The 26,121-nt window shown below is 69.1% G+C and carries 22 protein-coding genes, 1 rRNA gene, 1 pseudogene and 1 riboswitch; of the genes and pseudogenes, 16 read left to right on the top strand and 8 right to left on the bottom strand.

Annotation, left to right across the window (positions count from 1 at the left end; translation table 11 throughout):
* Positions 1-6: 6 nt before the first annotated feature.
* The 11 genes and pseudogenes from rrf (at position 7) to ABKA17_RS39435 (ending at position 10,413) form a co-directional block, all read left to right on the top strand.
* Positions 7-123, top strand: a 5S ribosomal RNA gene (rrf, locus tag ABKA17_RS39485).
* A 108-nt stretch (positions 124-231) separates the two neighbouring features.
* A complete protein-coding gene (gene clsA / locus ABKA17_RS39480; protein WP_353697211.1) occupies positions 232-840 on the top strand; it encodes a cardiolipin synthase ClsA in 609 nt (202 codons plus the stop codon).
* Positions 841-956: 116 nt separating this feature from the next.
* Positions 957-3,452, top strand: coding sequence for a sugar phosphate nucleotidyltransferase (locus tag ABKA17_RS39475; RefSeq protein ID WP_353697210.1), 2,496 nt, complete (start codon positions 957-959; stop codon positions 3,450-3,452).
* 98 nt (positions 3,453-3,550) lie between these two features.
* Positions 3,551-4,456 (top strand): DUF881 domain-containing protein, encoded by a 906-nt coding sequence (locus ABKA17_RS39470; protein ID WP_353697209.1) that lies wholly within the window; start codon positions 3,551-3,553, stop codon positions 4,454-4,456.
* Positions 4,453-4,785, top strand: coding sequence for a small basic family protein (locus ABKA17_RS39465; protein ID WP_003988855.1), 333 nt, complete (start codon positions 4,453-4,455; stop codon positions 4,783-4,785). Before ABKA17_RS39470 ends, ABKA17_RS39465 begins: the two co-directional genes overlap by 4 nt.
* Before the next feature lie 5 nt (positions 4,786-4,790).
* Positions 4,791-5,624 carry a DUF881 domain-containing protein gene (locus ABKA17_RS39460; RefSeq protein ID WP_353697208.1) on the top strand — a complete coding sequence of 278 codons (834 nt, stop codon included), beginning with the start codon at positions 4,791-4,793 and terminating at the stop codon, positions 5,622-5,624.
* A 61-nt stretch (positions 5,625-5,685) separates the two neighbouring features.
* Positions 5,686-6,579 (top strand): zinc-ribbon and FHA domain-containing protein, encoded by an 894-nt coding sequence (locus ABKA17_RS39455; protein WP_353697207.1) that lies wholly within the window; start codon positions 5,686-5,688, stop codon positions 6,577-6,579.
* A gap of 45 nt (positions 6,580-6,624) precedes the next feature.
* A complete protein-coding gene (gene ftsR / locus ABKA17_RS39450) occupies positions 6,625-7,362 on the top strand; it encodes a transcriptional regulator FtsR (protein ID WP_353697206.1) in 738 nt (245 codons plus the stop codon).
* Positions 7,363-7,439: 77 nt separating this feature from the next.
* Positions 7,440-7,913, top strand: coding sequence for a bifunctional nuclease family protein (locus tag ABKA17_RS39445; protein WP_004002801.1), 474 nt, complete (start codon positions 7,440-7,442; stop codon positions 7,911-7,913).
* 259 nt (positions 7,914-8,172) lie between these two features.
* Positions 8,173-8,817, top strand: coding sequence for a MerR family transcriptional regulator (locus tag ABKA17_RS39440; RefSeq protein ID WP_353697205.1), 645 nt, complete (start codon positions 8,173-8,175; stop codon positions 8,815-8,817).
* A gap of 58 nt (positions 8,818-8,875) precedes the next feature.
* A pseudogene (locus ABKA17_RS39435) lies at positions 8,876-10,413 on the top strand (DNA polymerase IV).
* Here ABKA17_RS39435 and ABKA17_RS39430 read toward each other — a convergent pair.
* Positions 10,335-10,706 (bottom strand): PRC-barrel domain-containing protein, encoded by a 372-nt coding sequence (locus ABKA17_RS39430; protein WP_353697204.1) that lies wholly within the window; start codon positions 10,704-10,706, stop codon positions 10,335-10,337. The pseudogene ABKA17_RS39435 and the gene ABKA17_RS39430 sit on opposite strands and share 79 nt — an antisense overlap.
* A gap of 131 nt (positions 10,707-10,837) precedes the next feature.
* Positions 10,838-10,934: riboswitch (glycine riboswitch) on the top strand.
* Between the two features lie 174 nt (positions 10,935-11,108).
* On the opposite strand from ABKA17_RS39430, the gene gcvP reads away from it, so the two are divergent.
* Positions 11,109-13,994, top strand: a complete 2,886-nt coding sequence (gcvP, locus tag ABKA17_RS39425) for an aminomethyl-transferring glycine dehydrogenase (RefSeq protein WP_353697203.1) — start codon at positions 11,109-11,111, stop codon at positions 13,992-13,994.
* Positions 13,995-14,065: 71 nt separating this feature from the next.
* Here the strand turns inward: gcvP and ABKA17_RS39420 are convergent, their stop codons facing one another.
* The 7 genes from ABKA17_RS39420 to ABKA17_RS39390 all read right to left on the bottom strand — a co-directional run bounded on the left by ABKA17_RS39420 (position 14,066) and on the right by ABKA17_RS39390 (position 20,831).
* Positions 14,066-14,485 (bottom strand): TOBE domain-containing protein, encoded by a 420-nt coding sequence (locus ABKA17_RS39420; RefSeq protein WP_353697202.1) that lies wholly within the window; start codon positions 14,483-14,485, stop codon positions 14,066-14,068.
* Positions 14,486-14,511: 26 nt separating this feature from the next.
* The gene (locus tag ABKA17_RS39415) at positions 14,512-15,756 is read right to left on the bottom strand and encodes an ABC transporter ATP-binding protein (RefSeq protein WP_353697201.1); all 1,245 of its coding nucleotides are present in this window, start codon (positions 15,754-15,756) and stop codon (positions 14,512-14,514) included.
* On the bottom strand, positions 15,753-16,607 hold the full coding sequence (locus ABKA17_RS39410; RefSeq protein WP_353697200.1) for an ABC transporter permease: 855 nt from the start codon (positions 16,605-16,607) through the stop codon (positions 15,753-15,755). Before ABKA17_RS39410 ends, ABKA17_RS39415 begins: the two co-directional genes overlap by 4 nt.
* Positions 16,604-17,431 carry a molybdate ABC transporter substrate-binding protein gene (gene modA, locus ABKA17_RS39405; protein ID WP_353697199.1) on the bottom strand — a complete coding sequence of 276 codons (828 nt, stop codon included), beginning with the start codon at positions 17,429-17,431 and terminating at the stop codon, positions 16,604-16,606. Before modA ends, ABKA17_RS39410 begins: the two co-directional genes overlap by 4 nt.
* A 191-nt stretch (positions 17,432-17,622) precedes the next feature.
* Entirely contained in the window at positions 17,623-18,018 is a 396-nt protein-coding gene (locus tag ABKA17_RS39400; protein ID WP_353697198.1) for a TOBE domain-containing protein, read from the bottom strand.
* 69 nt (positions 18,019-18,087) lie between these two features.
* Positions 18,088-18,615 (bottom strand): hypothetical protein, encoded by a 528-nt coding sequence (locus ABKA17_RS39395; RefSeq protein ID WP_353697197.1) that lies wholly within the window; start codon positions 18,613-18,615, stop codon positions 18,088-18,090.
* A gap of 248 nt (positions 18,616-18,863) precedes the next feature.
* Positions 18,864-20,831 carry an APC family permease gene (locus tag ABKA17_RS39390; RefSeq protein WP_353697196.1) on the bottom strand — a complete coding sequence of 656 codons (1,968 nt, stop codon included), beginning with the start codon at positions 20,829-20,831 and terminating at the stop codon, positions 18,864-18,866.
* A 412-nt stretch (positions 20,832-21,243) separates the two neighbouring features.
* On the opposite strand from ABKA17_RS39390, the gene ABKA17_RS39385 reads away from it, so the two are divergent.
* From ABKA17_RS39385 to ABKA17_RS39370, 4 genes are all read left to right on the top strand, one after another.
* Positions 21,244-22,737 carry a glycoside hydrolase family 43 protein gene (locus ABKA17_RS39385; protein WP_353697195.1) on the top strand — a complete coding sequence of 498 codons (1,494 nt, stop codon included), beginning with the start codon at positions 21,244-21,246 and terminating at the stop codon, positions 22,735-22,737.
* A gap of 217 nt (positions 22,738-22,954) precedes the next feature.
* Entirely contained in the window at positions 22,955-24,250 is a 1,296-nt protein-coding gene (locus ABKA17_RS39380) for an extracellular solute-binding protein (protein WP_353697194.1), read from the top strand.
* 6 nt (positions 24,251-24,256) lie between these two features.
* Positions 24,257-25,255 (top strand): carbohydrate ABC transporter permease, encoded by a 999-nt coding sequence (locus tag ABKA17_RS39375; RefSeq protein WP_353697193.1) that lies wholly within the window; start codon positions 24,257-24,259, stop codon positions 25,253-25,255.
* A 59-nt stretch (positions 25,256-25,314) separates the two neighbouring features.
* Positions 25,315-26,079: a carbohydrate ABC transporter permease gene (locus ABKA17_RS39370; protein ID WP_353697221.1), complete on the top strand. Its 765-nt coding sequence runs from the start codon at positions 25,315-25,317 to the stop codon at positions 26,077-26,079.
* The last annotated feature ends 42 nt before the right edge of the window (positions 26,080-26,121 follow it).

The raw sequence follows: 26,121 nt of genomic DNA, 5'->3' as shown, positions 1-26,121 counted from the left end.
TAGTGTTTCGGTGGTCATAGCGTGAGGGAAACGCCCGGTTACATTCCGAACCCGGAAGCTAAGCCTTACAGCGCCGATGGTACTGCAGGGGGGACCCTGTGGGAGAGTAGGACACCGCCGAACTCCTTTTAGAGCTCTGACTCTTGGGCACCTGCCCAAGAGTCAGAGCTTTTTTGCGTTGAGGTAGGGTCAGGGGGCATCGTAGGCACGTTTCCCACAGGAGGCCCCCGGGTGGAGGTCCAGGAGACTCGCGTCCAGACGGATCGAGTCCTCACCATCCCCAACATCCTCAGCATGGCGCGCCTCGTCGGCGTGCCTGTTTTCCTGTGGCTGATCCTCAGGCCCGAGTTCGGAGGCCCTCAGAGTGACGGCTGGGCGCTCTTGGTGCTGGCCTTCAGCGGTATCAGTGACTACTTGGATGGCAAGCTCGCGCGCCGCTGGAACCAGGTCAGTAGCCTCGGCCGGCTCTTGGATCCCGCCGCGGACCGGCTCTACATTCTCTCGACTTTGGTAGGACTGACCTGGCGCGAGATTCTGCCAATCTGGTTGACCGCTGTACTTCTGGCGCGTGAGCTGGTTCTGCTGGTGATGGTGGGCATCCTCAGGCGCCATGGCTATCCGCCGCCGCAGGTGAACTTCCTGGGCAAGGCCGCCACGTTCAACTTGATGTACGCCTTCCCGTTGCTGCTGCTCAGTGACGGACATGGTTGGCTGCCGTCACTCGCTGCTATTTTCGGATGGGCGTTCGCCGGATGGGGTACAACCCTGTACTGGTGGGCAGGAGTCCTCTACGTGGTACAAGTCCGCCGCCTGGTTCGTGCGGACACCATGGCCGATTGAACTCGCCGATAGGCGCGGCCCACAGTGGCTCGATGGCCCGCGGCGAGAAAGTGCGGGACAATCAGGCGGGTGAAGTCGGCTAGACCGTCGTCTCTTTAGAGGAGGACGCTTCCGACATGAAGGCCGTCGTGATGGCCGGAGGTGAAGGCACACGCCTTCGCCCCATGACCTCAAGCATGCCCAAGCCGCTCCTGCCCGTGGCCAACCGCCCGATCATGGAGCACGTTCTTCGGCTGCTCAAAAGGCATGGGCTCAACGAGACCGTCGTAACTGTCCAGTTCTTGGCCTCTCTGGTCAAGAACTACTTCGGTGACGGCGAGGAGCTCGGAATGGAGCTCTCCTATGCCAATGAGGAGAAGCCACTCGGTACCGCCGGAAGCGTCAAGAACGCCGAAGAGGCGTTGAAGGACGATGCTTTCCTCGTCATCTCCGGCGATGCCCTGACCGACTTCGACCTCACCGAGCTGGTCAATTTCCACAAGGAGAAGGGCGCGCTGGTCACCGTCTGTCTGACGCGTGTGCCCAATCCGCTGGAATTCGGTATCACCATCGTCGATGAAGAGGGCAAGGTCGAGCGCTTCCTGGAGAAGCCGACCTGGGGCCAGGTCTTCTCCGACACGGTGAACACCGGAATCTATGTGATGGAGCCCGAGGTCTTCGACTATGTCGAGGCCGATGTGCCCGTCGACTGGTCCGGCGATGTCTTCCCGCAGCTGATGAAGGAAGGCAAGCCGATCTACGGCTATATCGCCGAGGGCTACTGGGAGGACGTCGGTACCCACGAGAGCTATGTGAAGGCGCAGGCCGACGTCCTGGAGGGCAAGGTCGACGTCGAGATCGACGGCTTCGAACTCTCGCCCGGGGTGTGGGTGGCAGAGGGTGCCGAGGTGCATCCCGACGCCGTTCTGCGCGGGCCGCTCTACATCGGGGACTACGCCAAGGTCGAGGCCGGCGCGGAGATCCGGGAACACACCGTCGTGGGTTCCAACGTGGTCGTGAAGAGCGGGGCCTTTCTGCACAAGGCCGTCGTGCACGACAACGTGTACGTCGGGCAGCAGAGCAATCTTCGAGGCTGTGTCGTCGGCAAGAACACCGACGTCATGCGGGCGGCCAGGATCGAGGACGGGGCCGTCATCGGCGACGAGTGCCTGATCGGTGAAGAATCGATCGTTCAGGGCAATGTCCGGGTCTACCCGTTCAAGACCATCGAGGCCGGCGCCTTCGTGAACACCTCGGTGATCTGGGAGTCCCGGGGGCAGGCGCACCTGTTCGGGGCGCGCGGGGTGTCGGGCATCCTGAACGTGGAGATCACTCCCGAGCTCGCGGTGCGTCTCGCCGGTGCCTATGCGACGACGTTGAAGAAGGGCTCCACCGTCACCACCGCTCGCGACCACTCCCGTGGTGCGCGTGCGCTGAAGCGGGCGGTGATCTCCGCGCTCCAGGCCAGCGCCATCGACGTACGGGATCTGGAGAACGTACCGCTGCCCGTGGCCCGGCAGCAGACCGCGCGGGGCAGTGCGGGCGGGATCATGATCCGGACCACTCCGGGGGTGCCGGACTCCGTCGACATCATGTTCTTCGACGGGCGGGGTGCCGACCTGTCGCAGGGCAGTCAGCGGAAGCTGGACCGGGTGTTCGCGCGGCAGGAGTACCGGCGCGCGTTCCCTGGTGAGATCGGGGATCTGCACTTCCCGGCCAGTGTCTTCGACTCGTACACCGGATCGCTGCTGCGGAACGTGGACACGACGGGGATCGCCGAGTCCGGGCTGAAGGTCGTCGTCGATGCGTCGAACGGTAGTGCCGGGCTTGTGCTGCCCAGTCTGCTCGGGAAGCTCGGGGTGGACTCGCTGACCGTCAATCCCGGTCTGGACGAGTCGCGGCCGACGGAGACGGCGGATGTGCGGCGCTCCGGGTTGGTGCGGCTCGGGGAGATCGTGGCGTCTTCGCGGGCCGCGTTCGGTGTGCGGTTCGACCCTGTCGGTGAGCGGCTGTCGTTGGTCGACGAGAAGGGGCGGATCGTCGAGGACGACCGGGCGCTGCTCGTCATGCTCGATCTGGTGGCCGCGGAGCGGCGCAGTGGGCGGGTGGCGCTGCCGGTGACCACTACGAGGATCGCCGAGCAGGTGGCGGCGTACCACGGGACGCAGGTGGAGTGGACGACCACGTCGCCCGACGACCTGACACGCGTCGGGCGGGATGATTCGACCATCTTCGGCGGTGACGGCAAGGGTGCCTTCATCGTGCCGGAGTTCAGCAGTGTGTTCGACGGTACTGCGGCCTTTGTGCGGCTCATCGGGCTGGTGGCGCGGACGCAGCTCACGCTCAGCCAGATCGATGCGCGAATTCCGCGGGCGCACGTGATCAGGCGAGACCTGGCGACTCCCTGGGCGGTCAAGGGCCTTGTGATGCGGCGGGTTGTGGAAGCGGCCGGAGATCGCTTTGTCGACACGACGGACGGTGTTCGGGTCGTGGAGACCGACGGGCGCTGGGTGATGGTGCTGCCGGACCCGGCCGAGGCCGTCACCCATCTGTGGGCGGAAGGGCCGGACGACGCCTCCGCGCAGGCCCTCCTCGACGAGTGGGCTGCGGTCGTGGACAGCGCCGGCCGCTGAGGAACGCTGCACGCGTGCGTGCCGGACAGGTGTCCCCAACGGGGCCTGTCCGGCGCGTCGGTGGGGCCATTCGGAGGTAGTGGTCGCGACGTGCGACGATGTGCGGCATGCCGCAGCAGCCCCCCGTTCGGAGCACCCCCACGCGCCCCTCGCGCCCGGACGCATCCATGTCGCTGCTCACCAACGTCATGGACCACAGCCTCGACGACGGGTACGCGGAAGCGGCCGAGCGTAAGAAGGCCGCGGGCGACGGCGGAATGCCGAAGACCCTCCGGGCGAAGCTGGGGCTCGCCGCGGGACTGGTGCTCGCCGCGCTGGTCGTGACCGTGGGAGCGGCCCAGGCGCGGGTCGCGGCCCCTGTGGTGGCCAAGGAGCGCGAGGAGCTCATCGACCGCATCGATCGGCAGACGGACTCGGCGGACCAGCTCGAGGACAGCGTCGACGAGTTGCGTGACGAGGTGAGCGCGCGGCAGCGCGAGGCGCTCAGGGACAGCGGCGGCAGTGGCCAGGCGGACCTGGTGGGCATTCTGTCGGGTGCCACGGCGGTGCACGGCCCGGGCGTGAAGCTGGTGGTGAACGACGCCAAGGAAGCCACCACCGGCGGCGACGGCGACCCGCGCGAGACCTCCGGGTTCTCCGACACCGGACGGGTACGGGACCGGGACATGCAGCGCGTGGTCAACGGGCTGTGGGAGTCGGGCGCCGAGGCCATCTCGATCAACGGGCAGCGGCTGACGGCGCTGTCGGCGATCAGGGCCGCGGGTGACGCGATACTGGTCGACAACAGGCCGCTGGTGCCGCCGTACACGGTGCTCGCGGTGGGGGACGGGCAGCGGTTGAGCACCAAGTTCCAGAACAGCGCGGACGGGTTGTATCTGCACGCCCTCCAGGAGAACTACGGCATCCGGACGAGCATCTCCGCGGAGGACGACCTCCGGCTGCCCGCAGCACCGAGTGTGATCGTTCGTACAGCACAGCCGAGAACTGAGAAGGGCACATCGTGATCGCCGTACTGGGCCTCGTCGTGGGAGTCGTGGCCGGACTGTTGGTCCGGCCCGAGGTTCCGGCGGTCGTCGAGCCTTATCTGCCGATCGCCGTCGTGGCGGCACTGGACGCCGTGTTCGGCGGTCTGCGGGCCATGCTCGACGGCATCTTCGACGACAAGGTCTTCGTGGTGTCGTTCCTGTCCAACGTGGTGGTCGCCGCGCTGATCGTGTTCCTGGGCGACAAGCTGGGCGTGGGCGCCCAGTTGTCGACGGGTGTCGTGGTCGTCCTCGGTATCCGCATCTTCTCCAACGCCGCGGCGATCCGCCGGCACGTGTTCCGGGCGTGAGACCTATGAGCAACCAGGACGAGACACCGGAGAACAGGCTGCGCAAGGAGCTGCCCGAAGAGCGTCCCTCGACTGCCCCCGAGGCCGTCGAGCCGGCGGCGGAGCGGAAGCCCGGGCTGACCGGTCGTGAGCGGCTGGTGCAGGGGCTGTGGCCGCCGCGGGTGACCCGGGCCCAACTCATCGTCGCCGTGCTGCTGTTCGGCCTCGGGTTCGGGCTGGCCGTGCAGGTCGCCTCGAACAGCGACGGGGACAGCGCCCTGCGCGGTGCGCGTCAGGAAGATCTTGTTCGCATTCTCGATGAACTGGATGACCGTACTCAGCGTCTTGAAGACGAGAAGGCGGGCCTCGAGAAGCAGCGTGACGAGCTGGAGAACAGTTCGGACCAGGCTGAGGAGGCCCGCAAGCAGACGCTGGAGAAGGAGAGGCAGCTCGGCATCCTGGCGGGCACGGTGGCCGCGCAGGGACCGGGCATCACGATGACGATCGACGACACCAAGGGGACGGTCGAGGCGGACATGCTGCTCGACGCGATCCAGGAGCTGCGCGCCGCCGGTGCGGAGGCGATCCAGGTGAACGGGGTGCGTGTCGTCGCGGGCACCTATCTGACCGACTCGGGCAAGAGCGTGAGTGTCGACGGGAACAAGATCAACGCCCCCTATCGTTTCCAGGTCATCGGCAAGCCGCAGGATCTCGAACCGGCGCTGAACATTCCTGGAGGCGTGGTGCAGACTCTCGAGAAGGAGCAGGCCACCGTGACCGTCGAGCGGTCGACCAAGATCGTCGTGGACGCCTTGCGAGCGGCGAAGCAGCCTGACTACGCTCGGTCGTCCTCCCAGTGAACCGCGGGTGCATGGGGGACGTCCGGCCAGGGCATGAGGTTGCGGGGGGTCGACGCACCGATTGGGTGGTGCGTGGTGGAAACTGTCAGGTGGACCCGGACGTTGTGAGGATGTCCGGGTCGGCCGGTGTATGCAATCAGGGTTCGTCCTGCCCCACGGGCGGGTCTGTTTCGGTCAAGGGGAATCGCCCGTGAAGTTGTTTGCGAAGTTGTTCGGCAAGAGCGCGCGAGAGGGCAGCGACAACGCCAACGCGACCGCTCGTCATCGCGCACAGCCAGACGCGGAAGGTCAGCGTCCGCTGTTCCGGGACCAGGTGGGCGGCGACGTTCCCGGAGGTCAGGGCGGTCAGTCTGTTGACCCTGGGCAGCCCGGCGGCATAGGTTTCGGGCAACCGTCAACCTCAAGTACGGGTGGAGAGTTTTCCATGTCGGCCCTGGTGTGTACGAGGTGCGGTAACCGCAACGCGGAGAACAGCCGCTTCTGCTCCAACTGCGGCGCGCCGCTGCGGGGTACGGCCGAGCGGCCGTCCGAGACGACCTCCACGATCTCGATCTCCGGTCTCGAGGCCTACGACGCCGAGGCGACCGGGCAGACGCAGATGCCCATGCTCTCCCCGGAGGCGCAGGCCGCCGTCGACGCGCTGCCGCTGGGCTCCGCGCTCCTGGTCGTACGCCGGGGGCCGAACTCGGGCAGCCGGTTCCTGCTGGACGGCGACCTGACCACCGCCGGACGTCATCCGCAGAGCGACATCTTCCTGGACGACGTGACGGTGTCGCGTCGGCACGTGGAGTTCCGTCGCCAGCAGGACGGCTCGTTCACGGTGGGCGATGTCGGCAGCCTCAACGGCACATACGTGAACCGTGAGCGCATCGACTCCGTGCCGCTGCACAACGGCGACGAGGTGCAGATCGGCAAGTACCGGCTGGTCTTCTACGCGAGCCAGCGGGGCTACTGACCCGCCCCCGGGCTCCGTCCGGGGGGAGACCCCCAGGGAAGGTCCATGCTTCAAACACCGAGCGGCGGTGCCAGGGACGGTGCCGCCGCAGCGGACAGTGGGCTGATGAGCATCGGCACGGTGCTGAACGCGCTGCGTGACGAGTTCCCCGAAGTGACCATCTCCAAGATTCGCTTCCTGGAGTCGGAAGGGCTCATCGAGCCACAGCGGACCCCTTCGGGGTATCGCAAGTTCAGTGCGGAGGACGTCGAGCGCCTCGGCCACGTCCTGCGGATGCAGCGGGACCACTATCTGCCGCTCAAGGTGATCCGCGAGCACCTGGACGCCATGGAGCGGGGCGAGGCCGTAGTGCTGCCCGTGGTGGGGCGGCAGCGGGACGGCGAGGCGGTGCCCGACTCCTTCAACGCGCCCACCGCGGCCCGGATCGGGCGCTCCGAGCTGCTTGCCGCCGCCGAGGTCGGTGAGCTTGAGCTCGAGGAGTGGGAGTCGTACGGGCTCATCGCTCCGCTGCCGGACGGCGCCTACGACGCGGAGGCGGCCACCGTGGCGGCGCTCGTCGCCGAGCTCGGGCGGTTCGGGATCGAGCCCCGGCATCTGCGCGTGATGAAGGCCGCGGCCGATCGTGAGGCAGGGCTCGTGGATCAGGTGGTGGCTCCGCTGAAACGACACCGCAATCCGCAGACCAGGGCGCACGCGGAAGCACGTACGAAGGAACTGGCGGGGCTCACGGTGAAGCTGCACGCTGCACTGGTGCAGACCGCCCTCGGTGTGCGTCTGCCCTGAGGGCCTCCCACGCCGGATCCGCCCCCCGTTTCCTGCCCGACTACCCAAACGTCCCGGGCACGGCCTAGGGTTGCTGTGTGAACGAGCTCGATGTCGTAGGTGTCCGGGTCGAAATGCCCTCCAACCAACCGATCGTGCTCCTGCGTGAAGTGGGAGGCGACCGCTACCTCCCCATCTGGATCGGGCCGGGGGAGGCGACGGCGATCGCCTTCGCCCAGCAGGGCATGGCCCCCGCGCGACCGCTGACCCACGACCTGTTCAAGGACGTGCTGGAGGCCGTCGGCCAGGAGCTCACCGAAGTACGCATCACGGACCTGCGTGAGGGCGTCTTCTACGCGGAGCTGGTCTTCGCCAGCGGTGTCGAGGTGAGCGCCCGCCCCTCCGACGCCATAGCGCTGGCGCTGCGCACGGGGACGCCGATCTACGGCAGCGACGGTGTGCTCGACGACGCGGGTATCGCGATCCCGGACGAGCAGGAGGACGAGGTGGAGAAGTTCCGCGAGTTCCTCGACCAGATCTCGCCCGAGGACTTCGGCACCAGCAGTCAGTGAGGCGCGGCCGGCTCCGAGGGCCCGTGGCCCGTGACGGGCTGGCTGTGTCCGGTGGCCCCTCAAATGCTGGCATTTGCCACCGGCGAGTGAGAGCGTCCTGCGGCCCGTCACGAGCGCATTCGGCTAGCCTTTCCCCGCGGTGGGGTACGGGAAACCACTCCTAGGGTGATTATCACTCGGCGTGCCGAGTGTGGCGATCGTTGACGCACCCCGGGTGACTGCCTACCGTCGAGAAGGCAGGTCAAGGACGGAGGTCGGCGTGAGAAGCAGCGGCGACGGTACGGCTGGGGGAGCTCCGGGGCGCAGTCTCGGGGCCGGTGGCCCGTACCCGCTTCACGGCAGCGCGGCCGATCACGCTCCGCAGCGACCGGCGGCCGTGCCGAGCAGCGGAGGGGCGACGTCCATGGCGTCCGAGGAGATCGGCTACCGCGGTCCGACGGCCTGTGCGGCCGCCGGGATCACCTACCGGCAACTGGACTACTGGGCCCGCACCGGGCTCGTCGAGCCGAGCGTGCGGCCCGCGTACGGGTCGGGGACGCAGCGCCTGTACAGCTTCCGGGACGTCGTCGTCCTGAAGATCGTCAAGCGGTTCCTCGACACCGGTGTGTCCCTGCAGAACATCCGCACCACCGTGCAGCACCTGCGGGAGCGCGGGTTCCGTGATCTGGAGCGCATGACGCTCATGAGCGACGGCGCCACGGTCTACGAGTGCACCTCGCCGGACGAGGTCCACGCGCTGCTCCAGGGCGGCCAGGGGATCTTCGGTATCGCCGTGGGTGTTGTGTGGCGGGACGTGGAGAGCGCGCTGTCGCAGTTGCACGGAGAGCGGATCGACACCGGGGAGACCCTGGTCGGACCCAACCCGGCGGACGAGCTGGCGCGGCGGCGCAACCGGGCGGTCTGAGGGCCGCTCCCACCCTGTGGCGGGGGCATTGTCAGTGGCGTAGGGCAGCATCGGAGATGTGAGAACCGCGCCCACCATCCTGCATCTCGACATGGATGCCTTCTTCGCCTCGGCGGAGCAGGCGTCCAAGCCGAGTCTGCGCGGGAAGGCCGTCGTGGTGGGCGGGCTCGGGCCGCGTGGGGTGGTGGCCACGGCGTCCTACGAAGCCCGGGTCTTCGGTGTGCACTCCGCGATGCCGATGGCTCAGGCGCGGCGCCTCGCGCCGAACGCCGCGTATCTGGTGCCGCGCTTCGGGTTCTACAAGTCGATCAGCGAGCAGGTGATGGGGCTGCTGCGGGCGTTGTCGCCGCTCGTGGAGCCGCTCAGCCTCGACGAGGCGTTCGTGGATCTGGAGGCCGGGGGGACGGCCTGGGACGAGGAGTCGGCGCGGCTTGCCGGGGCGAAGCTACGGGGCGACATACGGGCCGTCACAGGGCTCACGGGGTCGGTGGGGCTCGCCGCGTGCAAGATGCTCGCGAAGATCGCCTCCGAGCAGGCCAAGCCCGACGGGCTGGTGCTCATCGAACCGGGAACCGAGCGGGCCATGCTCGGGCCCATGTCCGTGCGGATCCTGCCGGGGGTGGGGCCGGCGACGGGGGACCATCTGCGGCGAGCCGGGATCCACACGGTCGAGGAGATCGTGGAGGCCGGGGAGGACGAGCTCGTACGGCTGCTGGGGAAGGCCCATGGGCACGGTCTGTACGCGATGGCGATGGCCTACGACGAGCGGCCTGTGGTGGCCGAGCGGGAGACCAAGTCGGTGTCGGTCGAGGACACGTACGACGTGGACATCCATGACCGGGTGCGGGTGGGGACGGAGGTGCAGCGGCTGGCGGACCGGTGTGTGCGGAGGCTGCGGGGGGCCGGGCTGTCGGGGCGGACCATCGTGCTGAAGGTGCGGCGGTACGACTTCTCCACGCTGACCCGGTCCGAGACCTTGCGGGGGCCGACCGATGATCCGGCTGTCGTGCGGGAGGCCGCGGCTCGGTTGCTGGATTCCGTGGACACGACGGGGGGTGTGCGGTTGCTGGGGGTCGGGGTGAGCGGGCTTGCCGACTACACGCAGGAGGATCTGTTCGCGCAGGCCGCGGGGGAGCGGGTGGAGCTTGCGGAGGAGGAGCTGCGGGAGGATGCGGCTGAGGGGGCGTCGTCGGTGCCTGGCGAGCGGCGGTGGCCGTCGGGGCACGATGTGCGGCATGCCGAGTTCGGGCACGGGTGGGTGCAGGGGAGTGGGCTGGGGCGGGTGACCGTGCGGTTCGAGACGCCGGATTCGTTGCCGGGGCGGGTTCGGACGTTTCGGGTTGATGATCCTTTGTTGTCGGTGGCTGAGCCGTTGCCCCTGGTGCCGGTGGTCTGTGGGGCAGCCGGCCTTCGGCCGGATTCGGGTTCCCACCCGCACCACCCGTGACGGTCTCGTTGTCGGGTGCGGGTGGCCCCTGTGGGGGTCAGCCGCCGTCGGCGGCTGCGCGTTCGTGCGCTCAGGTGTCCTCCGTGCCCGCCAGCTTGCCGAAGTCGTGGTCCGGGAACGGGGGTGGAGGAGCTACGTCCAGGCCGTAGTGGTGGTAGAGCTGGAGTTCCTGGTCGGGGGAGAGGTGGCGGCCCACGCCGAAGTCGGGGGCGTCCTTGATCAGGGCTCGTTCGAAGGGGACGCGCAGGGTGCCCTCGATCAGTTCGCTGGGCTCCAGGGGGACGAAGGCGTCCCTGCTGAACAGCCCGGTGCGTATGGCGGCCCACTCCGGCACTCCGGTCGCGTCGTCGAGGTAGATCTCGTCGATCGTGCCGATCTTGGTGCCGTTGCGGTCGAAGGCCTTGCGGCCGATCAGGTTCCGCGGATCGATGTCGGTCTGCACGGGCCCTCCACTAGGTCGTGACTCGCAACTCATCCGTAAGCACTACGAAAGAGCACATCGGGGGCGGCGGCCACTCGAGGGGATCTCCAGAGATCCGCGTTGACCTCGCTGCTAGGCTGACAAGCGGCTGCCGACCCTGTGCGGGAGAGTCCTCCGGACACCGTTCGGAGGCGCCGAAGGAGCAAATCCTCCCCGGAATCTCTCAGGCACACGTACCGCACGGACGAGGCCACTCTGGAAAGCAGGGCGGGTGTACGGCTTCCGCTCTCACCGACGGTGAAAACCGGGGGCCCTCGGGCGTCCGGTGAAGCTCTCAGGTTTGAGATGACAGAGGGGGAGGCCGTCGGGGTACCCGCACCGTGGTGCCCCTCGAAGGTCGCGTAAGACCAGGAGGCCTCCGTAATGACCGCCCATCGCACTCCGCTCACCGAGCTCGAACAGGGGATCCCCTTCGAGCAGCGCCACATCGGGCCCGACCAGGAGGCGCGGGCCAAGATGCTCGCGCAGGTCGGCTACGGCTCGCTGGACGAGCTCACCGCTGCCGCGGTGCCGGATGTGATCAAGAACGCCGACGCTCTCGATCTGCCCGGTGCCCGTACCGAGGCCGAGGTGCTGACCGAGCTTCGTTCGCTCGCCGATCAGAACCAGGTTCTCGGCTCCATGATCGGACTCGGGTACTACGGGACCTTCACGCCGCCCGTGATCCTACGGAACGTGATGGAGAACCCGGCCTGGTACACGGCCTACACGCCGTACCAGCCCGAGATCTCGCAGGGGCGGCTCGAAGCCCTGCTCAACTTCCAGACCATGGTCGCCGAACTGACCGGACTGCCCACCTCCGGTGCCTCCCTGCTCGACGAGGGCACGGCGGCGGCCGAGGCGATGTCCCTGTCCCGGCGCATGGGCAAGAACAAGAAGGGGCTGTTCCTGGTCGACGCGGACGCGCTGCCGCAGACCATCGCCGTGATCGAGACCCGTGCCGAGCCGACCGGTGTGGAGGTCGTGGTCGCAGACCTCGGCGACGGCATCCCGGCCGAGCTCGCCGGGCGGGAGATCAACGGTGTGCTCGTCCAGTACCCCGGCGCCTCCGGTGCCGTACGGGACATCAAGCCCCTGATCGAGCAGGCGCACGAGCGCGGTGCGCTGGTCACCGTGGCCGCGGATCTGCTGGCGCTGACGCTGCTGAAGTCGCCCGGGGAGCTCGGGGCCGACATCGCGGTCGGGACCACGCAGCGCTTCGGTGTGCCGATGGGCTTCGGTGGGCCGCACGCCGGCTATATGGCGGTGCGTGAGAAGTTCGCGCGGAGCCTGCCCGGGCGGCTCGTGGGCGTCTCCGTGGACGCGGACGGGCACAAGGCGTACCGGCTGGCCCTGCAGACCCGTGAGCAGCACATCCGCCGTGAGAAGGCGACCAGCAACATCTGTACGGCGCAGGTGCTGCTTGCCGTGATGGCCGGGATGTACGCCGTCTACCACGGGCCCGACGGCCTGAAGGACATCGCGCGGCGGACCCACCGCTACGCGAGCATCCTGGCCGCGGGGCTCGTCGCCGGTGGCGTCGAGGTCGTGCACGACGCCTACTTCGACACCGTGACCGCCCGGGTGCCGGGCAGGGCCGCCGAGGTCGTCGCCGCCGCGCGCGCGAACGGCGTCAACCTGCACCTCGTGGACGCCGACCTGGTCTCCGCCTCCTGCGACGAGACCACCACGCGGGACCAGCTGAACGCCGTATGGACGGCCTTCGGGGTGGAGGGTGACGTCGAGGCGCTCGACGTCACCGCCGAGGACACCCTGCCGGCCGGGCTGCTGCGCGCCGATGCCTTCCTGACGCACCCCGTCTTCCACCAGCACCGGTCCGAGACGGCGATGCTGCGCTACCTGCGCAGGCTGGCCGACCGGGACTACGCGCTCGACCGCGGCATGATCCCGCTGGGCTCCTGCACCATGAAGCTCAACGCGACCACCGAGATGGAGCCGGTCACCTGGCCGGAGTTCGGGCAGCTGCACCCCTTCGCGCCCGCCGAGCAGGCGCAGGGCTACCTCACGCTCATCCGCGAGCTGGAGGAACGTCTCGCCGAGGTCACCGGGTACGACAAGGTCAGCCTCCAGCCCAACGCCGGGTCGCAGGGTGAGCTGGCCGGGCTGCTCGCCGTACGCGGATACCACCGAGCCAACGGGGACGAGCAGCGGACCGTGTGTCTGATTCCGTCCTCGGCCCATGGGACCAATGCCGCCAGCGCGGTCATGGCCGGGATGAAGGTCGTCGTCGTGAAGACCGCCGAGGACGGCGAGATCGACGTCGAGGACCTGCGGGCGAAGATCGAGCAGCACCGTGACGAGCTGGCGGTGCTGATGATCACGTACCCCTCGACGCACGGGGTGTTCGAGGAGCATGTCGCCGACATCTGCGCGCAGGTGCACGAGGCCGGTGGGCAGGTGTACGTCGACGGCGCCAACCTCAACGCGCTGGTGGGGCTGGCCAAGCCGGGCCACTTCGGTGGTGACGTCTCGCACCTGAACCTGCACAAGACCTTCTGCATCCCGCACGGCGGCGGCGGTCCCGGTGTCGGGCCGGTCGGTGTGCGGGCGCACCTGGCGCCGTATCTGCCGAACCACCCGCTGCAGCCCGCCGCCGGGCCGGAGACGGGTGTCGGGCCGATCTCGGCCGCGCCCTGGGGTTCCGCGGGGATCCTGCCGATCTCGTGGACCTATGTCCGGCTCATGGGCGGCGAGGGGCTCAAGCGCGCCACGCAGGTGGCGGTGCTGAGCGCCAACTACATCGCCAAGCGACTGGAGCCGCACTACCCCGTGCTCTACACCGGCCCCGGTGGGCTGGTCGCGCACGAGTGCATCATCGATCTGCGGCCGCTGACCAAGGCGACCGGAGTGAGCGTGGACGATGTCGCCAAGCGGCTCATCGACTACGGGTTCCACGCGCCGACGATGTCGTTCCCGGTGGCCGGGACGCTGATGATCGAGCCGACCGAGTCCGAGGACCTGATAGAGCTGGATCGGTTCTGCGAGGCGATGATCGCCATTCGCGGGGAGATCGAGAAGGTCGGGGCCGGGGACTGGCCCGCCGAGGACAACCCGCTGCGCAACGCGCCACACACCGCCCGCGCGCTCGGCGGGGAGTGGGAGCACGCGTACACGCGCGAGGAGGCCGTGTTCCCGGCCGGGGTGTCGGTGGCGGACAAGTACTGGCCGCCGGTGCGCCGGATCGACCAGGCCTTCGGCGACAGGAACCTCGTGTGCTCCTGCCCGCCGATGGACGCCTACGAGGACTGAGCCGGTACTGAGCCGGTATTGAGAAGGGCCCCGCTTTCGGCGGGGCCCTTCGTCTTTGTGTCGGGAGTGGCTCAGTCGGTCGCGAGCGAGACTTCTGTCGACTTGATCAGGGCCACGATCGGGGTGCCGGCGGCGAGGGACAGGTCCGCGGCGGCGTCCGTGGTGATGACGGCGGTCAGTTGGGTGCCGTCGACCGCCACCTTGACGGCCGCCATGGCGGGGCCGGTGGTGATGGCGGTGACCGTGCCGGGGAGCTGGTTGCGGATCGAGAGGCCTTTGACGCGGCTTGTGGCGAGCGAGATCTCCGTCGACTTGACCAGGGCGCGGACGGCGGTGCCGGTCTGGAGGCCGAGGTCCTCGGCCGCTTCCTTGGTGATCGCGGCGGTGAGGTTCTGGCCGCCGGACAAGTGGACCTTGACCGTGGCCATCACCTCGCCGGGGGTGACCTCGGTGACGGTGCCGGGGAGTTGGTTGCGGATGCTCAGAGTCATGGCATCAACTTAGGACCGGGCGCAGCTTATGCCGGGTATGCGTGTGTTTGCGTCGCCTTCACCGTTGCCCAGACCTCCGCGCCCGGGTGCAGGTCGAGTTCGGCGGCGGCGACCGTGGTCAGGTCGGCGGCGAGGGGGAGTTCGCCGGTGAGGTCGGCGCGGATCTGGTCGCCGTGCGTCTCCAGTCCGGCGACCTCGCAGCGCCAGAGGTTGCGGGCGCTGGAGCCGGTGGGGCGGTCGCGGTAAAGGGTGACGGCGGACGGGGGGAAGGCGACGAACGCCGGTCCGGCGAGGTCTTCGGTGGTGGTGATGTCCGGGCCGGACTCCAGGCGGACCGTGTGGCCTTCCGCCCGGCCCTTGTAGAGGTTCAGGCCTACGAGTTGGGCGATGTAGTCCGTACGGGGATGGCGGGCGATGTCGGAGGGGGTGCCCTCTTGGACGACCTGTCCGTGCTCGATCACGACCAGGCGGTCGGCGAGGACCATCGCGTCCAGGGGGTCGTGGGTGACCAGGACGGCCACCGCCTCGAAGTCGGCGAGGTGACGGCGGAGTTGGGCGCGGACCTCCAGGCGGGTACGGGCGTCCAGGGCGGCCAGGGGTTCGTCCAGGAGGAGCAGGCGGGGGTGGGTGGCCAGGGCGCGGGCCAGGGCGACGCGTTGGGCCTGGCCGCCGGAGAGGCTACGGGGCTTGGCGGTGGCGTGGTCGGCGAGGCCCATGCGGGTCAGCCACGCGGTGGCCTGCCGGCGGGCCTCTGTCTTGGTGGCGCCCTGGCATCTGGGACCGAACGCGACGTTGTCCAGGGCCGTGAGGTGGGGGAAGAGGAGGTAGTCCTGGAACACGACGCCGACGGGGCGGGACTCGGGGGGTGTGCGGTCGAGTTCCGTGCCGTCCAGGCGGAGGTGGCCGGCGGTGAGGGGGGTGAGGCCGGCGAGGGCGCGCAGTGCGGTGGTCTTGCCGGCGCCGTTGGGGCCGAGGAGGGCCAGTACTTCGCCGGGGGCGGCGGTGAGGGTGATGTCCAGGCGGAAGGTGGGGGCGTGGTCGATGACGAGGTGGGTGTGGAGGCCTTCGGGCGGGTGGGGGTGGCTGTGCGGGTGCGGGTGGGTGGTGGGTGTCCGGCCTTCGGCCGGATTGGGGTTCCCACCCGCACCGCCCGTGCGGCTTTCGTCGTCGGGTGCGGGTGGCCCCTGTGGGGGTTCGGCGGCGTCGGCGGCTGCGGGCTGGGTGTGTGGGGGTTCGGCGGCGTCGGCGGCTGTGGGGTGGGTGTTCGTCATGATGTCGTCATCCATCGGTCTCGCAAGCCGGCCAGTACCGCGATCGACACCGCCAGCAGGACCAGGCTGAGGGCGATCGCCGCTGCCGGGTCGCTCTGGAGGGCCAGGTAGACCGCCAGGGGCATCGTCTGGGTGCGGCCGGGGAAGTTGCCGGCGAAGGTGATCGTGGCGCCGAACTCGCCCAGGGCCCGGGCCCAGGCGAGGACCGCGCCCGCCGCGATGCCGGGGGCGATCAGGGGGAGGGTCACGCGGCGGAACGCTGTGAAACGGGAGGCGCCGAGGGTGGTGGCCGCCTCCTCGTAGCGGGGGTCGGCCGCGCGGAGGGTGCCCTCGACGCTGATGACCAGGAAAGGCATCGCCACGAAGGTCTCCGCGACGATGACGCCCGTCGTCGTGAACGGGAGCGTGATGCCGAACCAGGAGTCCAGCCACTGGCCCACGATGCCGTTGCGGCCGAGGGCCATCAGGAGGGCCACGCCGCCCACCACGGGGGGCAGGACCAGCGGGAGGGTGACCAGGGCCCGGACCAGGCCACGGCCGGGGAACTCGGTGCGGGCCAGCAGCCAGGCCAGGGGGACGCCGATCAGCAGGCTGAGGGCGGTCGCGGCCGTCGCGCAGACCAGGGACAGGCGTAGGGCCTGCCACACCTCGGCGCTCGTCAGCTGTTCCGGCAGCGTGCTCCAGGGGGCCCGGACCAGGAGAGCCACCAGAGGGAGGATCAGGAAGGCCAGGCCCAGGAGCGCGGGGAGCAGGAGGGGGAGCGGGACGCCCCTGACCGGTCGCCGGGCGCGGCGGCGCCGCGGACCGCCCTGGAGGGTGTCCGCGGCACCGGTCTTGTGGAGGGACGTCACGGGGTCAGGAACCCGGCCGCGGTCAGGACCTTCTGGCCCTCGGCGGACCGGACCAGCTCGATGAACGCCTGGGCCGTGGCGGCGTTCGGGGCGTCCTTGAGGAGGGCGATCGGGTAGTCGTTCACGGCATCGGCGGACTCGGGGAACTCCACGCCCGCCACCTTGTCACCCGCGGCCTTCACATCGGTCTTGTAGACCACCGCCGCGTCGGCCTCCTTGAGCTCGACCTTGGTCAGGGCGCTCTTGACGTCCTGCTCGTAGGAGACCGGCGTGAGCTTGAGGCTGCTCGCGTCGAGGGCCTTCTGCGCGGCGGCGCCGCACGGGACCTCCTTGTCGCACAGGACGACCTTCAGGCCGGACTTGGTGAGGTCCTTCAGCGAGGCGATCTTGTCGGGGTTGCCCGGCAGGGTGGCGATCTCCAGTTGGTTGCGGACGAAGGTGGCGGGCGCGCCCGAGGCGTCCCCCGCGGCCGTGACGATCTTCATCGTCTTGGGGCTGGCCGCGGCGAAGACGTCGGCGCCGGCACCGCTGGTGATGCTGGCGGCGAGGGTGTCGCTGCCGCCGAAGTTGAAGGTCACCTTGGTGCCGGGGTGGGCCTTCTCGAACTCCTTGCCCAGGGTCGTGAAGCTCTCCTTGAGGGAGGCGGCGGCGAAGACGTTGACCGTGCCGGACAGCTTCGACGACGAGAGGGCCGAAGCGTCCGAGCCCGCGGCGCCGGAGTCCGAGTCGGAGGAGGAACAGGCGGTCAGGGCCAGCAGCGCGGCGGCTCCCGCACCGGCCAGTCGCAGGGTGCGGGGGGTCCGGCGCGCGGAACGGGGCGTCACGGTCTACTCCTTCACGTTCTTCGAGCGTGGGCCGCTGGGGCCCGGCAGCGGCCTGTCGAAGACCCTGCGGCGATGATACTGCCGCATATGCAAGGCATCAGTCTCCTGTTACATCGCATGATCTAGGGAGATGGTGTGATGGGGTGCGCATGTGCGTTTGTACGAGCGTGTCGTGCGGGTGCGGGTGCGGATCAGGTTCGGTCGATGTGTACGTTTGTCGACTTCACTCGGGCCGTGGCTTCCATGCCTACCTCCAGACCGAGTTCCTCGACGGCCTCGCGGGTCAGCAGGGAGACCAGACGGTGCGGGCCGGCCTGGATCTCGACCTGGGCGGCTACGTCGCCGAGTTTGATCGCGGTGACGATGCCGGGGAAGGCGTTGCGGACCGAGGTGTACGACGGTTCCTCGTCGCCGGCGTCGCCCCTGGCCAGCTCGACCGAGAACGCGGCCAGGTCCCGGCCGTCGATGAGCCGGCGCCCACCCTCGTCGCGGTGGGTGGCCATCCGGCCCGCGTCCGCCCAGCGACGCGCGGTGTCGGGGCTCACGCCCAGGAGTCGGGCCGCCTGGCCGATCGTGTACGACTGCATGCGGATCACGATAGGGCCGGGGGCGTGGGGCTGGGGACGTGGGATCGGGGGCAGGGCTGCGCGTCGGGGTCAGGTCATGCCGGACGCCCTGAGGACCGAGAGGGCCGTCTCGTCGTCGATCTCGTGGCCGAGGTGGCGTAGGGCGTTCGTGCCCTGGCACAGGGTGCCGCGTGCGAGGGAGTGGCGTACGCCGGTGTCCAGCTCGTGCCAGAGGAGGGGGTTGGTGACGAGGGTGCGGGGGTCCAGTTCCAGGCGGTTGCCGTGGGTGTCGCGGAGGATCAGGTGTGCGGAGACGCGGCCGTAGAGGCGTACGGACACCAGGGCGTCCGTGTCGACCCGGTGGCGGACCGCCAGTCCCTGGACCTCCAGCCAGCCCGGGCCCGCGGTGATGCGTTGGGGGAAGAGGACGGCGAAGACCGCGGTGGTCAGGGCGAGCCAGAGGAGGGCGCGGGCGAGGGTCAGGGTGCCCGCGTCGTAGTCGATGAGGAGGGTCAGGGCGCCGAAGGCGAGGGCGTAGCCTGCCGCGAGCCGGACGGTGCCGTGCCAGTGGCGGTCGCCGGTCGGGCCTGAGGGGTCGCTCCGTCCGCTCGGTCTCATGGGGTGACGGTAGGGCGTGTTGCGGGGGGAGGGCGCTGTCGCTGACGGTGCTCTGACGCCGTAGCGCCGAAGATTGACGCGAATCTGACGCGGGCGGCTTGGGTGCCGGGTGCGGGTGCGTGGTGGGCATCCGGCCTTCGGCCGGATCTGGGGTTCTCACCCGCAACCGCCCGTGCGGCTTTCGTTGTCGGGTGCGGGTGGCCCCCGTGGGGCGTCCCGCCGTCGGCGGCCGCGGGTCAGGTATGTCGTCAGCCTGTGTGGACCCGTGGGCGTCGGGCTCGGTCCGGTTCTGCCTCGCGGAGGACCTCTCGGGTGACCGGGGCGACCTCGCCCTGGCCGAAGAGGAAGAAGCGGAGGAAGTTGGCGAAGGGGTTGCCCTCGGTCCACTCGAAGTAGATGTGCGGGGTGCGGCCTGTCGTGTCGCGGACGTGGAGGAGGAGGGCGGCGAGGGCGTTGGGGATGGAGGAGGACTCCAGCGTCAGGACGCGGTAGCGGTCGTGCAGGACCTCGCCGCGTACCGTCAGGCCCGCTTCGAATTCGGAGGGGTCCAGGACCGTGACCTCTACGAAGACGAAGTCCTCCTGGCCGGGTATGTCGTTGTCCTCGCGGATCTGCTCGATCTTCTCGCGGTACTCGGCCTTGTCCCGCTGGTCGGGCTCGTTGGCGATGAACCGCAGCTTGCGGCTGGCCATGTCCCGGATGAAACGTTCCGCCATGGGGTCGAGCGTCACGCTGGTCACGCGGAGCTCGAAGGCTCGGGCCAGGCGGGAGAGGAGCGAGACCGCGATGATGCCGGCGATGAAGCAGGCGCCGATCTTCACGCCGTCCGGGCGTTCGATGACGTTGACGACGGTCGTGTAGAGGAAGACGACCGAGATGATCGCGAAGCCGATGGTCCAGTTGCGCTGCCCGGCCTTGCGGGCGGCGATGGTCACCGCGATCGCCGCCGAGCTGATCAGGACCAGTACGCCGGTGGCGTACGCGCCGCCCTGGGCGTCGACGTCGGCGTCGAAGATCCAGGTGACCAGGAAGGCGATCAGGGTGAAGACGATGACCATCGGTCGGACGGCCCTGGCCCAGTGCGGGGCCATGCCGTAGCGGGGCAGATAGCGCGGCATCAGGTTCAGCAGGCCGGCCATCGCGGAGGCGCCGGCGAACCACAGGATGGCGATGGTCGAGACGTCGTAGACCGTGCCGAAGGCGCCACCGAGGTACTCGTGCGCGAGGAAGGCGAGGGCGCGGCCGTTGGCCTGGCCGCCGGACTCGAACTCCTTCTCAGGGATCAGGAGGGTGGTGATGAAGCTGGTGGCGATCAGGAAGCAGCTCATGATCACGGCGGCGGTGGTGAGCAGCTTCTTGGTGTCGCGGATCCGGCCGACCGGGTTGTCGTCCGTCTCACCCGGGTCGCCCTTCACGTGCGGCATGACGGCGACGCCCGTCTCGAAGCCGGAGAGGCCGAGGGCGAGCTTCGGGAAGACGATCAGGGCCACGCCGATCATCACGAAGACGTTGCCGTGCTCGTTGGTCAGCGCGGTCGACCAGTCGGTGACCACGTGGCCCGCGGTGACGACGTGCCACAGACCGACGATCACCACGACGACGTTCAGGGCGAGATAGAGGCCCACCAGGACGACCGCGACGCCGATCGCCTCCAGGAAGCCCTTGAGGAACACCGCACCGAGCAGGGCCACCAGGACGAGGGTGATCAGCATCTGCTGGTCGTGCAGGGCGCTGTTCAGGTGCGGGTTCTCGACCAGGTGGGTCGAGGCGTCCGCGGCCGACAGCGTGATGGTGATCAGGAAGTCGGTGGCGGCGAAGCCGAGCAGCGTCAGGACGAAGAGCTTGCCCTTCCAGAAGGTGAGCAGGCGCTCCAGCATCGCGATCGAGCCCTGGCCGTGGGGGCTCTCCTCGGCCACGCGGCGGTACACGGGCAGCGCGCCCGCGAGGGTCACGATCACCAGGACGATGGTCGCGATCGGGGAGAGCAGGCCCGCGGCGAGGGCCGCGATGCCGGGTTGGTAGCCGAGGGTCGAGAAGTAGTCGACGCCGGTGAGGCACATGACCCGCCACCAGGCCTGGCCCTCGGGCTGCGACTCGGGCTGGGGCTCGGCCTCCGCCGGTCGGGCCGGCTGTGGGTGGCCCTTGCCCATGTCCGCCAGGCCTTCCAGCATCCATGCGCGCAGACGGCTCGGCTGCGCGTGTTCGGTGGTGGCCATCCGGGGGCTCCTGGTGTGCGGCTCTGGGTGCGGTTCCGGCCATCACTCGGACGGTGGGATCAGCGTAAGCGGAGAGTGATGTCAGGGCCCACGGATGAGCGGGGTGAGCGCGTCAAGCTTCCGTTAAGACTCGCCAGTGGGTGGCTGGGGAGGGTGGATAAGGGGGTGTTGGCGACAACCTGTGGTGGATTGCGCCAGGTGGGGGTGTGTGAGGACCTCGGTCGATGGCGGACACCCAGAGTCATGTCGTACGCCGTCGGGATGCAGGCCGTAGGCCGTCGGGCCGGGTGAGTCCGGGTGAGTCCGGGTGTCTTGTCCGTGGCCCCCTGGCCACCTACAGTGCGACTCCGTAACGTTCGCCAGATCATCCGAAAGTTTCGCCTCGGTGCGACGCTCGAAGGGACTGACGCACATGCGGACGTACGACAACCCCGTGATCGGCGGGTTCCATCCCGACCCGAGCGTGTGTCGGGTGGGCGAGGACTACTACCTGGTGTGTTCCAGCTTCGAGTACTTCCCCGGCGTGCCGCTCTTCCACAGCCGTGACCTGGTGCACTGGCGGCAGATCGGCAACGTCCTCGACCGGCCCGGGCAGTTGGAGCTGCCGGACGAGCTGCCTGCCTCGGCCGGCATCTACGCCCCCACCCTGCGCCGCCACGACGGCCGCTTCCACCTGATCACCACCAATGTCGGGGCGCGCGGCAACTTCATCGTCACCAGCGAACGTCCCGAGGGGCCGTGGTCGGACCCGGTGTGGATCGATGTGGAGGGCATCGACCCCGATCTGGCCTGGGACGAGGACGGTTCCTGCTGGTGTGCCGTTGCGGGCGGGAACGTCGCGCGGATCGACCCGGAGACCGGCAAGGTGCTGGAAGGGCCCCTTCCGGTGTGGTCCGGGACGGGGCTGCGGGACCCCGAGGCGCCGCATCTGTACCGCATCGGCGAGTGGTGGTATCTGATGCTCGCCGAGGGCGGTACGGGTGAGGGGCACGGTGTCTCGATCGCCCGGGCGCGGTCGCCGCGAGGCCCCTATGAACCGGCCCCGGACAACCCGGTGTTGAGCCACCGTGGCGTCGGCCTGCCCATCCAGAGCACCGGTCACGCCGACCTGGTGGAGGCGGCCGACGGCACCTGGTGGATGGTGTTGCTCGGCACCCGTCCGCGAGGGTACTTCCCGTCCTTCCATGTGCTGGGCCGCGAGACGTTCCTGGCCCCGGTGGAGTGGGCCGACGGCTGGCCGCGGGTGGGGCGGGTGGGGGAACGTCACCCGGCGCCCGCCGCTTGGCATCCCGTTCAACTCCCGCCCGCACGGGACGACTTCGACGCCGCAGGCCTGGCGCCGTACTGGATCTCCCCGCGCCGCAGGCCGGACGGTTCCTGGTCGCTGGCGGAGCGGTTCGGATGGCTCACCCTGCACGCGACCGGCGACAGTCTCGACCGGCCGGGCCACACCTTCGTCGGGCGCCGGCAACAGCACCCCGACTGCCGGTTCGCGGCCCGACTGGACCCCGGGACGGGCCGCGCCGGCCTCTCCGTCCGCCTCGACGAGGCCCATCACTACGACATCGAGGTCGCCGGCGGAGAGGCGGCCGTGTTCGCCCGGATCGGCCCGGTGCGGCAGTGCCTGGCGCGGCGGGCGGTGGCGGCGGGGCCGGTCACGCTCACCGTGGAGGTCCGTACCGACGACCTCGTCTCCCCGACCGGTCAGGACGCGCCCGCACTCCGTGCCGGTGGGCCCGATGTCGTCGCACTCGGGATCGACGGGGTGCGACTGGCCGAGCTCGACGGACGCTATCTGTCGACCCAGGTCGCCGGGGGCTTCACCGGGCGGGTGGTCGGGATGTACGTCCTCGAGGGCAGCGCGGCCTTCGACTGGTTCGAGTACCTGCCCGAGCCGCGGCCCTGATTCCGGAAAGCGTCGGAAACTCTCGGTCGGGGCCGATCGGTGCCAACCGGCCCCGACACCGGGGAAGTCGGCCGCAGATTCACCTCGTACAAGGGGTTGCCACCGTTTGGCAGCTGTCTCTAGGGTGCGGCAACAACGAACCTTTCTGGATCAACTCCGAAACTTTCGGTCCAGCGGACGGGCTTGAAGGCGCCGTCCCGTACCCAAGGAGCACACCATGGGCGACCCGGCACTGTCCCGCCGCGGCTTCCTGGCGGCGTCCGCCGCGGCCGGTCTGGGCATGACCGCACTGAGTGGCTGCGGTGACTCGGATGATGGAGGGTCGTCCGACGGGACGACCACGGTCGAGTGGTGGAACATCTCCACCACCGAGCCCACGAAGACGGTGTGGGCGGGCCTGGCCAAGAAGTTCGAGGCCCAGAACCCCAAGGTGAAGATAAAGATCGTCCAGTTGGAGAACGACGCCTACAAATCGAAGATGACGGCGCTGATCGCCTCCGGCAAGCTCCCCGACATCTTCCACACCTGGGGCGGCGGCGTCCTCAAGCAGCAGGTCGACGCGGGGCTGGTGGAGGACCTCACCGACAAGACCAAGCCGTGGGCCGACGGACTGCTGAAGGTCGCCAAGGAGCCGTACCTGATCGACGACAAGCTGTACGGCGTCCCGTTCGACATCGGCATGATCGGCTTCTGGTACAACAAGGCGCTCTTCAAGCAGGCCGGCATCAGCGAACCCCCCACCACCTGGGGCGGGTTCATGGAGGCCGTGAGCAAGCTGAAGTCCAAGAACATCACGCCCATCGCCCTCGCCGGCAAGGAGAAGTGGCCCGGCATGTACTACTGGGCCTACCTCGCGATGCGCACCGCGGGTGCCGAGGCCCTGTCGAAGGCCAACGACGACAAGGACTTCACCGGCGACGACTTCGTCCAGGCCGGACAGCACCTCCAGGACCTCGTCGACCTCCAGCCCTTCCAGAAGGGCTTCCTCGGCGCCGCGTACTCCACCCCCACCGGTCAGGCCGCCGCCGTCGGCAACGGCAAGGCCGCGATGGAGCTCATGGGGCAGTGGGCGCCGGTGGTGGAGGCCGACTCCGGCAAGGGGCTCGGCGACGACCTCGGCTTCTTCCCGTTCCCCGCGGTCGAGGGCGGCAAGGGCGCCATCACCGAGGTGTTCGGCGGGGGCGGTGGACACGCCCTGCGCAAGGGGGCACCGCAGGCGGCCGTCGACTTCCTGAAGTTCTTCGCCTCCGAGGCCACCGACCTCGAACTCGTCAAGAAGACCGGCGTCCTGCCCGTCGTCCCGAGCGCCGAGAGCGCCATCGCCGACCCCAACATCAAGGCCGTACAGGCCCAGTTGAAGAGCGCCACCGGCTTCCAGCTCTATCTCGACCAGGCGTACGCGCCCGCGGTCGGCCAGGAGGTCAACGACAGTGTCGCGGCCCTCATCGCGGGCTCCAAGTCGCCCCAGCAGGTCGCCCAGTCGATCACCAAGGTCGCGAAGGAAGAGCAGTAACAGCCGATGACCTCCACGTTCCTCCCGGACAAGCGGAGCGGCTCCGAAGTCGACCTCCCGCCCCCGGCCGCCGGCGCGGCCGACGGGCGGGGGCGGCGACGCGTGCTCCACTGGCTCACCGCCGTCGGCTTCCAGGTGCCCGCCCTGGTGCTGTTCATCGGGCTCGTGCTGCTGCCGATGCTGTTCGCGCTGTACGCCGCGTTCTTCCGCTGGGGCGGCTTCGGCATGCCCTCCGACTACATCGGCACGGAGAACTTCACCCAGCTCCTCGACAACCCCGTCTTCATCGGCGACCTGTGGCGCTGCCTCGTCCTGGTCGTCCTCTCGCTCGCCATCCAGCTGCCGTTCGCGCTCGCCATGGCCGTGCTCCTGAACCAGCGGCTGCGCGGCCGGGCGGTCTACCGGATGCTGTTCTTCGCGCCGTACGTCCTGTCCGAGGCGATCACCGGTGTTCTCTTCGGCATGATCTTCGCGCCGGACGACGGGCTCGCCGACCACTTCCTCGGCGGCATCGGCCTGGACGGGCTGGGCGGGGAGTGGTTCGCCGACCCTTCCAACGTCATGGCGACCCTGTTCCTGGTCATGACGTGGAAGTACTTCGGCTTCCACATGATGCTCTACCTGGCCGCACTCCAGTCCGTGCCACGGGAGTTGACCGAGGCGGCGCTGATCGACGGCGCCAACGCCTGGCAGCGCTTCCGCAGTGTCACCCTGCCGCTGCTCGCCCCCACCCTGCGCATCAGTGTCTTCCTGTCGGTCATCGGGGCGATCCAGCTCTTCGACCTGGTCTGGGTGACCACCCAGGGCGGCCCGGACCACCACTCCGAGACCATGGCCGTGACGATGTTCCAGTACGGCTTCAAGCGCTACCAGGTCGGCTACGCCAGCGCGATCAGCGTGGTCATGTTCGGCATCTGCCTCGTGTTCGCCCTCGCCTACCAGCGGTTCGTGCTCCGACGTGACCTCGAAGGGGCCACGACGACGATGAGGGGAGGCGGCAAGTGAGCCGCAAGAACACCCGGACGCTGCCCTTCCACGCGATCCTCGTCGCCGTCGGCGCGGTGATGGTCACCCCGCTGCTGTACGCGATCATCTCCGGCTTCAAGTCCACCGACGAGCTCTCCCGCAACCCCTTCGGACTGCCCGAGAAGTGGCTGACCGGCAACTACACCGACATCCTCGGGGCGAGTGAGTTCTGGCGGCTGCTCGGCAGCAGCACGCTGATCGCGGTGGCCACGACCGTGATCGTGGTCGCGGTGTCCGCGCTCGCCGCGTTCTCCTTCGCCCGGTTCGCCTTCCGGGGGCGCGAGGCGCTGTTCACCCTGTTCACGATGGGGCTGATGTTCCCCTTCGCGGTGGCGGCGCTGCCCCTGTTCCTGCTGCTGCGCTACCTCGGCCTGCTGGACAACCCGCTCGGTGTGATCCTTCCGCAGGCGGCCTTCGGGCTGCCGATGACGATCATCATCCTGCGGGCCTTCTTCCGGGAGATCCCCGGCGAGCTGGAGGAGGCGGCCACCCTCGACGGGTGCAGCTCGCTGGGATTCCTGTGGCGGGTCCTGCTGCCGATGGCACGGCCCGCGCTCGGCACGGTCTCCGTGCTCGCCGTCGTCACCAGCTGGAACAACTTCATGCTGCCGCTGCTGGTGTTCACCGACAACACCTGGTGGACCCTGCCCATCGGCGTCCAGCAGTTCCAGGGGCAGTACTCCGCCGAGTACGCCCGTGTCTTCGCCTACCTCGTCCTGGCGATGGTCCCGGCCCTCGCCTTCTACTCGGTCGCCGAGCGCCAGCTCGTCGGCGGCCTCACCGCCGGCGCCACGAAGGGATGACCCGCGCCGGAACCCCGTACGGCTCGCCCACACACCCGCACG

This window comes from Streptomyces sp. RG80, from assembly GCF_040446465.1.
GTDB lineage: Bacteria > Actinomycetota > Actinomycetes > Streptomycetales > Streptomycetaceae > Streptomyces.
The sequence above is the reverse complement of the archived record's forward strand: the minus strand, read 5'-3'. Positions and strand labels throughout refer to the sequence as shown.

Coding starts and splice junctions, on each gene's coding strand:
- ABKA17_RS39475 (WP_353697210.1), top strand. CDS start 957: ATGAAGGCCGTCGTGATGGCCGGAGGTGAAGGCACACGCCTTCGCCCC.
- ABKA17_RS39470 (WP_353697209.1), top strand. CDS start 3,551: ATGTGCGGCATGCCGCAGCAGCCCCCCGTTCGGAGCACCCCCACGCGC.
- ABKA17_RS39460 (WP_353697208.1), top strand. CDS start 4,791: ATGAGCAACCAGGACGAGACACCGGAGAACAGGCTGCGCAAGGAGCTG.
- ftsR (WP_353697206.1), top strand. CDS start 6,625: ATGCTTCAAACACCGAGCGGCGGTGCCAGGGACGGTGCCGCCGCAGCG.
- gcvP (WP_353697203.1), top strand. CDS start 11,109: ATGACCGCCCATCGCACTCCGCTCACCGAGCTCGAACAGGGGATCCCC.
- ABKA17_RS39420 (WP_353697202.1), bottom strand. CDS start 14,485: ATGACTCTGAGCATCCGCAACCAACTCCCCGGCACCGTCACCGAGGTC.
- ABKA17_RS39415 (WP_353697201.1), bottom strand. CDS start 15,756: ATGACGAACACCCACCCCACAGCCGCCGACGCCGCCGAACCCCCACAC.
- ABKA17_RS39400 (WP_353697198.1), bottom strand. CDS start 18,018: ATGCAGTCGTACACGATCGGCCAGGCGGCCCGACTCCTGGGCGTGAGC.
- ABKA17_RS39395 (WP_353697197.1), bottom strand. CDS start 18,615: ATGAGACCGAGCGGACGGAGCGACCCCTCAGGCCCGACCGGCGACCGC.
- ABKA17_RS39390 (WP_353697196.1), bottom strand. CDS start 20,831: ATGGCCACCACCGAACACGCGCAGCCGAGCCGTCTGCGCGCATGGATG.
- ABKA17_RS39385 (WP_353697195.1), top strand. CDS start 21,244: ATGCGGACGTACGACAACCCCGTGATCGGCGGGTTCCATCCCGACCCG.
- ABKA17_RS39380 (WP_353697194.1), top strand. CDS start 22,955: ATGGGCGACCCGGCACTGTCCCGCCGCGGCTTCCTGGCGGCGTCCGCC.
- ABKA17_RS39375 (WP_353697193.1), top strand. CDS start 24,257: ATGACCTCCACGTTCCTCCCGGACAAGCGGAGCGGCTCCGAAGTCGAC.
- ABKA17_RS39370 (WP_353697221.1), top strand. CDS start 25,315: ATGGTCACCCCGCTGCTGTACGCGATCATCTCCGGCTTCAAGTCCACC.